The 12,860-nt window shown below is 72.1% G+C and carries 11 protein-coding genes; 2 read left to right on the forward strand and 9 right to left on the reverse strand.

Going from position 1 to position 12,860, the window contains the following annotated elements:
- Window positions 1-374 precede the first annotated feature (374 nt).
- From JKJ07_RS27090 to JKJ07_RS27115, 6 genes are all read right to left on the reverse strand, one after another.
- On the reverse strand, window positions 375-1,571 hold the full coding sequence (locus JKJ07_RS27090) for a glycosyl hydrolase (RefSeq protein WP_202994576.1): 1,197 nt from the start codon (window positions 1,569-1,571) through the stop codon (window positions 375-377).
- 39 nt (window positions 1,572-1,610) lie between these two features.
- The gene (locus tag JKJ07_RS27095; protein WP_202994648.1) at window positions 1,611-2,399 is read right to left on the reverse strand and encodes a carbohydrate ABC transporter permease; all 789 of its coding nucleotides are present in this window, start codon (window positions 2,397-2,399) and stop codon (window positions 1,611-1,613) included.
- A 148-nt stretch (window positions 2,400-2,547) separates the two neighbouring features.
- Complete coding sequence (locus JKJ07_RS27100; RefSeq protein ID WP_202994577.1) at window positions 2,548-3,438, reverse strand: carbohydrate ABC transporter permease; 891 nt, start codon at window positions 3,436-3,438, stop codon at window positions 2,548-2,550.
- Entirely contained in the window at window positions 3,438-4,859 is a 1,422-nt protein-coding gene (ngcE, locus tag JKJ07_RS27105) for an N-acetylglucosamine/diacetylchitobiose ABC transporter substrate-binding protein (protein WP_202994578.1), read from the reverse strand. The genes JKJ07_RS27100 and ngcE overlap by 1 nt, the downstream gene beginning before the upstream one ends.
- Before the next feature lie 15 nt (window positions 4,860-4,874).
- On the reverse strand, window positions 4,875-5,624 hold the full coding sequence (locus JKJ07_RS27110; protein WP_202994579.1) for a sugar isomerase domain-containing protein: 750 nt from the start codon (window positions 5,622-5,624) through the stop codon (window positions 4,875-4,877).
- Entirely contained in the window at window positions 5,621-6,547 is a 927-nt protein-coding gene (locus JKJ07_RS27115; RefSeq protein WP_236029884.1) for a MurR/RpiR family transcriptional regulator, read from the reverse strand. Before JKJ07_RS27115 ends, JKJ07_RS27110 begins: the two co-directional genes overlap by 4 nt.
- Before the next feature lie 86 nt (window positions 6,548-6,633).
- On the opposite strand from JKJ07_RS27115, the gene JKJ07_RS27120 reads away from it, so the two are divergent.
- Window positions 6,634-7,608, forward strand: a complete 975-nt coding sequence (locus tag JKJ07_RS27120) for an N-acetylglucosamine kinase (protein WP_202994581.1) — start codon at window positions 6,634-6,636, stop codon at window positions 7,606-7,608.
- On the opposite strand, the gene JKJ07_RS27125 is transcribed toward JKJ07_RS27120, so the two are convergent.
- Window positions 7,578-8,252, reverse strand: coding sequence for an AfsR/SARP family transcriptional regulator (locus tag JKJ07_RS27125; RefSeq protein WP_202994582.1), 675 nt, complete (start codon window positions 8,250-8,252; stop codon window positions 7,578-7,580). The genes JKJ07_RS27120 and JKJ07_RS27125 overlap by 31 nt on opposite strands.
- A gap of 126 nt (window positions 8,253-8,378) precedes the next feature.
- Here JKJ07_RS27125 and JKJ07_RS27130 point away from each other — a divergent pair, with 126 nt between their 5' ends.
- A complete protein-coding gene (locus tag JKJ07_RS27130) occupies window positions 8,379-11,978 on the forward strand; it encodes a WD40 repeat domain-containing protein (RefSeq protein ID WP_202994583.1) in 3,600 nt (1,199 codons plus the stop codon).
- A gap of 155 nt (window positions 11,979-12,133) precedes the next feature.
- On the opposite strand, the gene JKJ07_RS27135 is transcribed toward JKJ07_RS27130, so the two are convergent.
- Window positions 12,134-12,364 carry a hypothetical protein gene (locus JKJ07_RS27135; protein ID WP_202994584.1) on the reverse strand — a complete coding sequence of 77 codons (231 nt, stop codon included), beginning with the start codon at window positions 12,362-12,364 and terminating at the stop codon, window positions 12,134-12,136.
- Window positions 12,365-12,366: 2 nt separating this feature from the next.
- Entirely contained in the window at window positions 12,367-12,855 is a 489-nt protein-coding gene (locus JKJ07_RS27140; RefSeq protein WP_202994585.1) for a hypothetical protein, read from the reverse strand.
- Between the last annotated feature and the right edge of the window lie 5 nt (window positions 12,856-12,860).

The raw sequence follows: 12,860 nt of genomic DNA on the forward strand, positions 1-12,860 counted from the left end.
GCGGACGGACGACGGCGGACGCGGCGGCGGACGGACGACGGCGGACGCGGCGGCGGCGGACGGACGACGGCGGACGCGGCGGCGGCGGACGGACGACGGCGGACGCGGCGGCGGCGGACGGACGACGGCGGACGCGGCGGGCGGGCCAGCCGCGTCCGACCAAGTCAGTAAGTACTCACTCACCAACGACTGCGCGAGCCCGCGGTATGTAAGGACTCACTCACAAAGGGGGACGGCGACGGGCGGTCGATGGATCGGGCTGTACCCGCGGCCGGATCGGCGATGGCTGGGGCCGGGTGCGCGGCGGTGGGCTCGAGATGGCGGGCGGCCGAGTGGCTAGCCACCGCTGGGGTGGCTAGCCACGATCGGGGTGGTTAGCAGCGGCCTAGGTCCTGCCACTGTTCGGTCCAGCCTGGTTCTGAGCCCTGGGTCCAGTAGCGGGCCTTCCACAGGTGGACGCCCTCGCCGGACTTGGGGCCGTTCGGGTCGCCGTATTTGCTCTTTTCGTGTTTGACCAGGTTGCCGCCCGTGTAGACCTGGCTGAAGGCCCAGTTCGGGGAGTCGGCGCAGCCCGTGCCGGGGGGTGGGGTGGTCGGCGGTGACGTCGGCGGCGTGGTGGGCGGGGTTGTCGGGGGTGTGGTCGGCGGGTTGGTGGTGCAGCCGCCGGTGGAGGCCACCGTGTCGACGAAGCGGCTGCCGGCCGTCCGATACCCCGCCGTCTGCGACGAGACCTGGGACGGTGACAGCACCTGGTTCTTGGCGAACAGCACCCAGTCGACCTGCTCGATGTATGTCGAGAGGCCGCCCGTGTGGGTCGCCGTGTCGATGAACCACAGGTTCCAGTTGATGGTCATCGTCTGGCGGGGGAAGAACTTGCCGCCGTGGTCGCCGACCTGGACGCCGTCGATGTAGTAGACGACGTGTCCGTTGGCGACCTGCGCGACCAGGTCGTGCCAGCCGTCCAGCGAGCTGCGCTGCTCGGAGTGCACGTTGTCGGCGTACCAGGGCTCGTTGCGATACGTGTACCAGGTCGTCTGGTAGTTGATCGGCCCCTGCTCGCCCCAGCCGCCGTTGGGCAGATATTCGCTGATGTCGAGCTCGCTGTAGGTGGGGTCCAGGTCCCCGTTGAGCGGGCTGATCGTGAAGAACGTCTGGTTGATGTGGTCCCCGTCGTTGCCGCTGACGGGGGTGTCGGTGAAGCGCACCCGGCTGGCGTAGGTGCCTTCCAGGTAGCGCTTCTGGGTCGAGTAGAGCTCGGCGTGGTTGGTGCCGGCGCCGGTGCCGTCGGTGGAGGCGGTCAGCTGCAGCACCTTCTGGCCGCCGCTGGTCGGGAACGTGATGTTGCTGGGCGACCAGTTCGCGCCGGGCACGCCCGGTCCGCCCTGGTAGCTGCGCGGGGTCCAGCCGTTGGCGGTCAGTGCGGGGTCGGCGGATGAGTTGTAGTGGAAGTCGTCGAACAGGTAGCCGCAGTCGGCGGCCGCGGCGGGCTGGGCGGTGGAGAGAGCCACGGCGCCCGTTCCGGCCAGCGCGGCCACCATGAGGGCCGCCAATTGACGTCTGTCGATCTTCAAGAGCAGACTCCTCCCAGGGGAGAAAGAAGGGGATGGGGGTTACTTGACCGCGCCGGCGGTCATTCCGGCGCGGATGTGCCGTTGGAACGCGACGTAGGCGATCAGCACCGGCAGCATGGCGATGGTCAAACCGGCGAACAGACCGCTCCAGTCGCTGCGATACCCCTGGCTGACCGACAGGGCGGCCAGACCCTGCGCCAGGACGTACCGGTCCGGGTCGGGATTGAGAACCAGCGGCAGCAGATACTGGTTCCAGAGCCCGAGGAAATTGAAGATGCCGACCGCGAACAGCCCGGGCCGGGCCAAAGGCAGCATCACGCGGAAGAACACCGCGCCGTGCGAGCAGCCGTCGAGAAAAGCGGCCTCGGCGATCTCGCTGGGGAGCGTACGGAAGAAGGAATGCAGGAAGAAAACCGTGAAAGGCACCGCGTACGCCGTGTAGACGAGGATCAGCCCGGGATAGGTGCCCAGCAGTCCCAGTTGCTGCACGACGAAGAAGAGCGGGACGAGCGCGAGAAACACGGGGAAGAACATCGCGGCGACGAAAATGTAATAGATGACCCGGTTGCCGCGGAATTCATAACGAGCCAGCGCGTACGCCACCAGCGCGCCGAGCAGCATCGTGAGGATCAGCGCGCCGCCGACGACGATCAGGCTGTTGAGGAAGTAGCGCCCGATGCTGGCCGCGGTCCAGGCCCGTTCCCAATTCTCGAAGTGCAGGGTGGACGGTGGCGACCACGGCTCGTTGAGGATCTCTTTGTCGGATTTGAACGAGCTGACGACGGCCCAGAGCAGCGGCAACGCGGTGACGACGGCCCAGCAGAACATCGCCAACTGCGGGAGAGGATTCGGGAATTTCCGATTTGTCCGAGCGGGTGGGGTGGTCGTTTCAAGGGTGGGCCGCTCGCGGAGGAGTGTCATGCGGGGCCTCCAGAAGAGACGACGGCCGAACGAGAGCCGCGAAGCAAATGCAGATTCATGCCAGCTCCAGCCGTTCTTTGCGACCCGCCCGCAGAGCGAGCACGGCCAGCGTCAAAGTGGCGAAGAACAGCGCCACCCCCATGGCCGACGCGTAACCAAATTTCCCGTACGAGAAGGCGGTCCGATAGAGCGACATCCCGATCACCTCGGTGGCCCCGTCCGGCCCGCCCGGCCCCACCGTCATGATCTGCACGACGGCGAAGGCGTCCAGCGCTGCGATCCCGAGGTAGACAAAGGCGACCTGCACCGATTCCCGTACGAGGGGCAGCGTGACCTTCCAGAACGTCGCCCACCGCCCGGCCCCGTCGAGCTTGGCCGCCTCGAACAGCTCGGCCGGGATCCCCTCGATGGCCGCGCTGAACAGCACGACGTAGAAGCCGACCGACGACCACACCAGCACCGCCATCACGGCCACCAGCGCCCACGCCGGTTCGGCCAGCCACGACCGGGTCAGCCCGTCCAGCCCGATCGCGCGCAGCCCCGAGTTGAGCAGCCCGGTGTTCGGGTTGTAGACGAAGCTCCACAGCACCGCGATCACGACGAGCGACAGCAGCTGCGGGAAGAAGTAGACGATCCGGTAGCCCTGCCCGAGCCGCGCGGGCGAGTGCCGCAGCATCGAGGCCAGGAACAGCCCGATCCCGATCGTCACCAGCGGCACCACGGCCAGCAGCACCAGGTTGTTGCGGACGGCGTCGAGGAACAGGGAGTCGCCGCCGAGGCGGACGTAGTTGTCCACCCCGACGAACGACGCCTGGCCGGCCACTCCGGTCCAGTCGGTCAGCGACAGGTAGAAGGCCTGCGCGTACGGCGACAGCACGAAGACGACGTGCAGCACCAGGGCCGGCACCAGCGCGCCGAGCAGGAACCGCCAGCGGCCGTGCCGCATCAGCGCGTGTACTTCGTGACGGTGGTGTCCTTGGCCAGCGCGTCGGCCGCCTTCTGGATGCGCGTCGACCAGTCGGCGGGCGAGATGCGCTTGTTGACCAGTTCACCGGTGGCGTCGTCGACGGCCTTGGCGAGCGGGCCGTACCACGTACGGAAGCGGTAGGTCAGCGTGTCGGTCTTGGCCGCCGTCACCGCGTCGCGCACCGAGCCCAGCCCGGACGACAGCGTGAGCCCGTCGGTCGCGCCTTCCACGGCGGGCAGCGTGCTGTTGGCCTGGGCGAACGCGGTGGCCGACTCCTTCGAGAACAGGTACCGCAGGTATTCCTTGCCCCCGGCCACGTTCTTGGCCTTGGCCGGCACCAAGAACGACTCGCTGCTGGCGGCCTGGATGGCGGCCCCCGGCAGCTTGTCGCTCGCGGTCAGGGACGGGACGGTGCCCATCACCATGTCGAACCCGGCCGGCGCGACACCCTTCTGCTCGCTCTCGAGCCACGACCCGCACGGGATGAGGGCCGCCTTCTTCTGGCACCACGCGGCCTGCGACTCGGTGTGCGAGAGCGCCTCGGAGCCGCTCATCAGGTAGCCCTGCCCGGCCAGCTCGGCGAACGCGGTGGCCGCCTGCACCAGGCCCTCCTGCTTCCACGCGCCGGGCTGCAGGTTGTCGACCGCCTTGATCAGGTCGAGCCCGCCCGCCTTGGCCGCCATGGTGAGCAGCGGGTCGTTGATGTATTCCGGGTATTTGCCCTGGTAGGTCCAGGGGGCGACGCCGGTTTTCTTGATCTCGGCGCACAGGGTCAGCATCTCGGCCCAGGTCTTCGGATACTGCCACTGGCGCGAGGCGAAGAACGACTTCGAGTACCAGAGACCCCAGACCGTGTACGTGAAATTGAGCGCGACGGTCTTGCCGGCGAACGTGCCGTCGTCGATCACGCCGGGCAGCAGCGTGTCGCGCACCTTCTTGCCGGGCTGGTCGAGGCTGGGCGCGTCGAGCAGGTCGGCCAGGTCGCTCACCTGGCCCGCGGTGACCAGGGTGCCGATGTCGAGGCGGCCCGCGCCGGTGTTGTCGACGACGTCGGGCGGGTTGCCGCCGACGAAGCGGGGCTGCATGGCCTCGCCGACCTTCTGCAGGCCCTTGTGGTCGACCTTGGCCTGCGGGTATTTCGCGGTGTACGCCGCCTCGGCCTTGATCGCGTAGTCGTCGCCGTAGCCGCCCTTGAAGACGACCACCTCGAGCGGGGCGTCGGTCTTCACCCCCAGGGGATTGTCGGCCGTCTTCTCGACGCCGCTCTCCGCAGCCGGTTCGTCGTCGGAACCGGAGGTGACACAGCCGGCCAGCGCCGGGACGGTGACCGCCGCCACCGCGGCCGTACGGAGCAGTGTTCGCCGGGTGGGATATCGTGTGAGCTGGGATTCAGGGTTCATCACAGGGCTCTCTTCCTATGCGGTGCGCCGGATGCGCCCGGCGTACCGCGCCTCGATCTCTGCGTTGTGTTCCTTGCCGCCGGGCACGTTGTCCGACAGGTAGACGGGCGGGGTGATCCCCGCCGCGAGCAGGCGTGCGACGACCTCGGCCACGAGCTGCTGGGCCAGCAGGGCCGCGGTGATCGACGAGACGGCGCCGACTGCTCCCCCGCCGGGCAGCGCGATGGTGGCGTCGCCGTACGGGGCGCCGTTGTCGAGCACCACGTCGGCGATCTCGCCGAGCTTGCGCCCGCTCGGGTGCCGCGACTCGACCCCCGCCGAGTGCGCGGCCGAGGTGATCGCGACGAGCTTGTGGCCGCGCTCCTTGACCAGCAGCGCCATCTCGACGACGGCGCCGTTGATGCCGGAGTTGGAGGCGATCACGAACACGTCGTCCGGCTTGATCGGGGCCAGCTCGTAGAGCCGGTGCGCGATCTCGGTGCGCCGCTCGACCCCCGGGTCGGCCAGCTCCGCCATGGGCGCGCCGCCGTAGAGGACGATGTCGCGCAGGGCGATCCGGTTGGTGGGCACCAGTCCCCCCGCGCGACCGGCGATCTCCATGGCCAGGGCCTCGGAGTGCCCGCAGCCGAAGGCCTGGATCACTCCCCCGTTCCGCAGGGCCTCGGCCAGGAGATCGGCGGCCGCCTGTTTGGCGTCGTGCTGGCCGCCGCCGACGCGGTCGACGACCTCCCGCACGACCGACAGGAATTGAGAGCTACTCGTCACGACTGTCCTTTCGCACGCCCGCGCTTGCGGGACGGAATCTTCTCGGGCAGCCGGTGGGCGTCGACCGCGCGCACGGTCAGCTCCAGCGCGTCGGCCGTCCGCTCGAAGGTGCGCTGCGCGACCGCGACGTAGATCAGGTCGAGGATCAGCAGCTGCGAGTGCAGGGCGGACAGCGCGGCCAGCCGGAACGTGGTCTCCTGCACGGCCGTGGTGAACACGACGTCGGCCACCTCCGCGAGGGGCGAGCGGCTGAAGCTCGTCACGGCCACGGTGAGCGCGCCGTGGTCGGCCGCCTCGGCCAGCGTCTCGATGACTTCCCTCGTACGGCCGGAGTGGCTGAGCCCGATGGCCACGTCCCCGGGCAGCGTGAGCGCGGCGTTCGTAAGTGCGGTGTGCGAGTCGGTGCGGAACCAGACCGGCACCCGGATGCGCTCGAGCCGGAAGGCCATCTCGCGGGCCGCCGTGCCGCTGGACCCGAGCCCGAAGATCTCGACCCGCTTGGCCCCGGCGATCGCCTCGGCCACCCGCTCGACCGCGGTCACGTCGAGCCCGGCCGCGGTGCCCTGGATGGCCCGGGTGTCGGCCGCGGTGACCACGCCGAGCACGTCGGTCAGCGGGTCGCCGGGGGCGATGTCGCCGCTGATGTCGGTCTCCCAGCGGGCCTGCTCGGCCCGGCCGGTCTCGGTGGCGATCGCGACCCGAAGGTTGGCGTAGCCCTTGAAGCCCAGCGTGCGGCTGAACCGGGTGACCGTGGCGGTCGAGGTGCCGGAGCGCTCGGCCAGGTCGACGATGCTGGCGTGGGCCGCCGTCTCGGGGTCGGCCAGGATCGTCTCGGCGATGCGGGCCAGCGCCTCGGGCATCTGCTGGCCTTCGATGCGCAGCCGGCCGAGAAGGCCTCCGCTCTCACCGGTCACGTCGGACATCCTTTTCATCGAGTGCTGTTGCCGATGAAAATTACGACCGCCGCCGCCTCTAGTCAATAACTGTTGCCTATGTTTCGATTTCCACCATGGAGCCAGGACTGGTCGTGGGCTTGGACGCGGGCGGCACCGCCTCGAAGGCCGTCGTCGCGACTGTGGACGGTGTGATCGTCGGGCGGGGAGCGGCCGGTCCGGGTAACCCCCTGTCGGCCGGTGCCGCGGCCGCGGCCGCTTCGACCGAGGCGGCGTTGCGGGCGGCCCTCGGCGCTGCGCCGCCGTCCAGTGTGGTGCGGGGCGTGCTCGGCGTGGCCGGGGCGAGCGTGCTGGCCTCCGGTGACGGGCTCGCGGCGTACGAGAAGGTCTGGCGGACTCTGGGGCTGACCTGCCCGATGGTGGTGGTCGGGGATGCGGTGACGGCGTTCGCCGCGGGCAGCCCGGCGGCGGCCGGCGTGGTGCTGATCGCCGGCACCGGCGCGATCGCGGCCGAGGTGCGCGACGAGACGGTCGTGCGCACTGTGGACGGCAACGGGTGGCTGCTGGGCGATCTCGGTTCGGGCCGCTGGATCGGACTGGCCGCGCTGCGTACCACCGTACGGGAATGGTCGTCGCCTTTTGCCGCCGCGATCGCCGCTCGCGTCGGCTGCGCCCACGCCGACGACCTGATCCGCTGGGCCCAGGCGCTGCCGTTCGCCGAGATCGATGCCCTCGCGCCGCTAGTCTGCGCCCTGGCCCGCGAGGCCGACCCGCACGCCCGCGCGATCACCACCGAGGCCGCCGCCGAGCTGATCCGCACCCTCGACGAGCTGAAGGTGGCGGGCCCGGTCGTCCTGGCCGGCGGGTTGCTGGCCACCGACACCCCCGTCCGCGACGGCGTGCGGGCGATTCTGCGCGGCCGCGACGTCGAATGTGTCCCCAGCCGCGACCCCGCAGCCGCCGCGGCTTGGCTCGCGGCCCGCCCGGTGTCCGGCTGTACGCCCGAGGCGCTGCACAGCGCGTTGGTGGGCCCCGCCGGGGAGCGGGCAGGCCGGGGCGTTCAGGCGGCGTTGCGAAGCACCGACCGGTAGAGCGCCCGCAGCGGCGCGCTCGGCTCGACCCCCAGCTCGTCGGCCAGCGCGCGGCGCAACCGGTGATACTCCAGCAGGGCGGCCGCAGCGTCCCCCGCCTCGTACAGCGCCCGCACCAACAGGGCATGCACACTCTCGCGACGCGGGTGCTCGGCCACCAACTGCCGCAGCTCGCCGACGATGCTCGCGGGCTCGACGGCCGCGGCCAGCCGGGCGTACGCCTGCAGCCGCAGCTCCTCGAACCGGCAGGCGATCCCCTCGGCCACGACCGACCGTTCCCGCATGGCCGCGGTGATCGGCGGCCCCTGCCACAGCACCAGCGCCTCGCGCAGGCACACCGGATCCCCGCTCGCGGCCAGCGCGACGAAGGACGTCAGGTCGCGGTCGCCCCCGAGCAGCCGGTAGCCGCCGCCCGCGTGCACCAGCCGCGCGTCATCGTCCAGCACCGCGCGCACCCGGGAGGCGTACGTGTGCAGGTTGGCCCCCGCCGAGCGCGGCGGATGATCGCCCCACAGCACCTCGGTGATCGTGTGGACGGCGACCGGCCGCCCCTGCCCGGTGACGAGCAGCCGCAGCAGCTCGGCCGCCCGGCCCCGCAGCGGCCCGGTGGACAACCGCAGCTCACCCAGCACCTCGATACGCATGGAGTCCCCCTGAGGTGGGTCATGCAGCCGATAGCCCCGGAGCGGGCCGGCTGTCAGGCTCAGGGCAGCCGTCCGGCCGGGTGTCGGGGGCGTTTCCCGGACGGTCCGCGGACACCGGAGGCCGAGTTGGACGACGAGCGCCCCGACCCGATCCGCGCGTTCGCCGAGCGGCTGCGCGCCCTGCAGGTGGCGTCGGGCGGGCCGTCGGTGCGCGAGCTGGTGCGGCTGACCGAGAAGGCCGGCACCCCGTACACGCGAGGCACCATCCACGACAAGCTGTCCGGGCGCTCGGCCGCGCCGTGGGAGTTCGTGGCCGCGTTCGTCAAAGCCTGCGCCGTGCACAGTGGTGCCTCGAGGCCGTCCGACCTCAGTGACTGGCGGGCCTGGCACGCCGAGATGGATCAAGAGCTTGCGGCCGTACGCACCCGGAGGCGGCCCGCCCGCAGCGACGTCTGCCCCTATCGCGGCCTCGAGGCCTTCACGGCCGAGCACGCCCGCTGGTTCCACGGCCGGGCCGCCGCCGTCCGCGAGGTGCTCGCGGCCCTGGCCACACACCGGCGCGGGCTGCTCCTGCTCGGCCCGTCCGGCTCCGGCAAGAGCTCACTGATCCAGGCCGGGGTGCTGCCCGCCCTGGCCGGGGGCGCGCTGCCCGGCAGCGACCGCTGGCGGACGGTGGTCGTGCGTCCCGGCAAGGACCTGTCCGCCGAGCTGGCCGGGGCCGGCCTGGACGAGGTCCCCTCCGGCATCCGGGTGCTGCTGGTGTTCGACCAGTTCGAGGAGCTGCTGACCCAGTCCGCGGCCGAGCCGCCCGAGCTCGGCGAGCCGGGCCTGACCGTGGTCGTGGTGATGCGCGACGACTTCTATCCCCGGCTGGCCGCCCACGCCCCCGGCCTGCTTCGCGAGCTCGCCCCGGGCCTGGTCAACGTGCCGGCCGGGCTGACCGCGGACGACCTGCGCGACATCATCGCCGAGCCGGCCGCCGCGGTCGGGCTCGAGCTGCAGGAGGGGCTGGCCGAGCGGATCGTCACCGACGTGCTGCCCGCCGGGTCCGCGGCCGCGCCGGTCACGGTCCTGCCGCTGCTCGAGCTGGCCCTGCACCAGTTGTGGCACCGCCGCGAGCAGGGCCGCCTGACCCACGCCGCCTACCAGCGCATCGGCGGCGTCACGGGCGCGGTCACCTCGTGGTGCGACACGGCCGTGGACGAGCTGACCGGCGAGCGCCGCCTGGTCGCGCAGCGGCTGCTGACCGCGCTCGTGCGCCCGGCCGACACCCGGCTCGACGTGCCCGCCGTACGGCAGCAGGTCGCCCTGACGGACCTGCGCGCGCTGGCCGGCCCCGGCGCCGACGAGGTGCTGGCCGTGCTGACCGAGCGGCGGATCGTCACCACGCGCTCGACCGGGGCGTCGCCGGAGCCGGTCGCCGAGCTCGTGCACGAGGCCCTGATCCGGGACTGGGCCACGCTGCGCGACTGGGTCGAGCAGGACCACCGGTTCTCCGACTGGCTGAGCCGGGCCGGCGACCGGGAGCACCGCTGGTCCGAGCGCGGGCAGCCGGCGGATCTGCTGCTCGGCACCGACCTGGCCGAGGGCATCACCTGGTCGCGGCAGCGCGACCTGCCCGACCGGCTCGCCGCGTTCCTGGCCGCGAGCCGCCGTCACGAGCAGGCCGGGCGGCGGCGGTCCCGGCGGGTCATCGCGGTGCTGGCCGGGCTGCTGGTGACGGCGCTGGTGACCACGGGGATCGCCGCGTGGCAGCGGCAGAGCGCGGTCGAAGCCGGGCGGACGGCACTGTCCCGTCAGCTCGCCGCGCAGTCGGGCGCGTTGCTCGCCACCGACCCGGACACGGCGGGCACCCTGGCCGTGCGCGCCTATCGGCAGAACCCGACTGTCGAGGCCGCCGCCGCGGTGCACGCCGCGGCCGCGCTGCCCCTGCGGCACCGGCTGACCGGGCACACCGCCCCCATCTACACCATCGCCATCGATCCAGCCGGGCGGCTGCTGGCCACCGGGGGCGACGATCAGACCGTACGGCTGTGGGACCTGGCCACCGGGGCGCCCCGGGCCACCCTGACCGGGCACGACGCCCAGGTGCAGACCCTCGGGTTCAGCCCGGACGGCCGCACGGTCGCCACCGGCAGCGTGAACGGGCGGGTCCGGCTCTACGAAATCCCGTCCGGCCGACCCGGCCCGACCTGGACCGACCCCTCGCTCGCGGTCAGCACGCTCGCCTTCGGCCCGGACGGCCGCACCCTGGCCACCGGCGGCGGCGACCGGACCGTACGGCTGTGGGACCCGGCCACCGGGCGGCTGCGGGCGAGCCGGACCGTGGGCGGTGACTTCACGACCGTGGCGATCAGCCCGGACGGGCGGACGCTGGCCGTCGGCGGCCCGTCGGGCCTGGCCGAGCTGTGGACGGGGAACGCGCGCCGCAAGCTGGCCGGGCAGCCGGGCGACGTGACCTCGGTCAGGTTCGGCCCGGACGGCCGCACGGTGGCGACCGCGGGCACCGACTCCAAGGTCCGGTTGTGGGACGCCGGCACCGGACGGCTGCGGTCCACCCTGGCCGGCAACACCAACGCCGTGCTCGACGTGGCGTTCGGGCCGGACGGCGGCACGCTCGCCACCGCCGGCGCGGACGGGCTCGTGCGGGTCTACGACGCGAGAACCGGTCAGATCCGCACCACGCTGACCGGGCACACCGGCTCGGTCACCACGATCACGTACAGCCCCGACGGGCGCACCCTGGCCACCGGCAGCGCCGATCACACGGCCCGGCTGTGGGACGTCGGCGCCGGGCAGATCCGGGCGACGCTGACCGGCCGGGCGGGCGAGGGCACCACTGTGGCGTTCAGTCCCGACGGCCGCCTCCTGGCCACCGGCAGCCGGGACGGGTCGGCACGGCTGTGGGACGCGGCCACCGGCCGGGTCCGCCGTCAGCTGACCGGTCACACCGGCGCCGTCCGGGAGGTCGCGTTCAGCCCGGACGGGCGGACACTGGCCACGGGCAGCCTGGACGGGACCGTACGGCTCTGGGACGTGGGCTCGGGGCGCACGCTCACGACCCTCGGCACGCCCGGCGAGGAGATCTTCGCCCTCGCCTACAGCCCGGACGGCCGCACCGTGGCCACCGGGATCCGCGGCCGGCCGATCCGCCTGTACGACGTCACCACGGGCCGGGTGCGCCAGGTGCTCGACTCGGAGTTCGTCTACGCGCTGGCGTTCAGTCCCGACGGCAGGATGCTGGCCGAGGGACACGGCGACAACACGTGGCGGGTCTGGGACACGAGCAGCGGCCGGGTGATCTCGGCGGCGACCGGCCGGTTCGTGTACACAGTCGCGTTCAGCCCGGACGGGCGCACCCTGGCCACGGCGGGCGACGACCACACCGTACGGCTGTGGGACCCCGCCACCGGCCGGGCCCGGGCCACGCTCACCGGGCACACCGAGGCCGTCTACGACCTGGACTTCAGCGACGACGGCGCGACCCTGGTCAGCGGCGGGGAGGACGGCACCGTACGGCTGTGGGACGTGGCCGCCGGGCAACAGCGCTCGATGCTGCCCGGGCGCACCGAATCGGTCGACTCGGTCGCGCTCAGCCCCGACGGGCGCACGCTGGCCGCCGGCGACACCGAGGACCTCAACACCGTACGGCTCTGGGATGTGGCCCCACCGCTGACCGTGGACGCGGCCGTCACCCATATCTGCGGCACTACGCAATCCTGCTGATACCGCGTAATTGTTTCTTCCCCGATTCTGGGCCACCGGCGACAAGGGCCCGGCCGGCTGGACCGGCAAGATGGCCGACGGCGAGTACTTCTCCATCGGCGCCGGGCCGCGGCGGACGTACCAGAGCGTGCTCGCGCGGGGTCAGCCGCGGCCGGTCACTCGTGCCGGGCGCTGGCACGGGCCGCACCGGCGATCGTGACGACCGGCAGCAGGAAGAGCCAGATCGGGAAGTACCAGGTGCCGGAATCCTGATTCAGCACATAGATGCCGTAAATCGCGAAGCCGGCCCCGCCAAGAATGCCGAAGGCTCGGCGGCCCGGGGTCAATCCGGGCAGGAAACTGACGAGAACGGCGAGCAGGCCAGTGACGACGGCGAGGATCTCCATGACTATGTCCTTCCGGCCAGAACGGCGAATTGCTCGATGAGGGCGGCCCGGCTGCGTTTGGCGCGGCGCAGGGCGGCGACGCTGTGCACGAACTTGATCGAGTTGCCGAGGTGCCCGCCTGCGCCGAGCACGTCGCCGAGGACACCGAGGCCGGCCACCAGGCCGGCCAGCCCGGCGAGGTCGCCGGCCGTCGTCAGGTGGCCCGCGACGCTGCGGAGCGCGTCCCGGCTCAGCCGCGGCGAGCCGTCGGTGGGCGGGGCCAGATAGAGGCGGTAGGTCGCATCGAGGGTGTGCAGCTCGCAGCGGCCGGGGATCCGCGACCAGGTGGCCCGCAGGCCGGCCGGGCCCGCCTCGAACTCGAGACGGGCCGGGCTCGCGAAGGCCACCCCGCTGTCGCCGGCCACCAGGACGCCGCAGACGATCGTGTCGTCGTTGAAGATGACTCTCCTGGCCTGGTGGTCCCACCAGGCCGGGACCACGACGGGGGTCATGGCGG

The sequence above is a fragment of the Paractinoplanes lichenicola genome (assembly GCF_016785085.1).
Classification (GTDB): domain Bacteria; phylum Actinomycetota; class Actinomycetes; order Mycobacteriales; family Micromonosporaceae; genus Actinoplanes; species Actinoplanes lichenicola.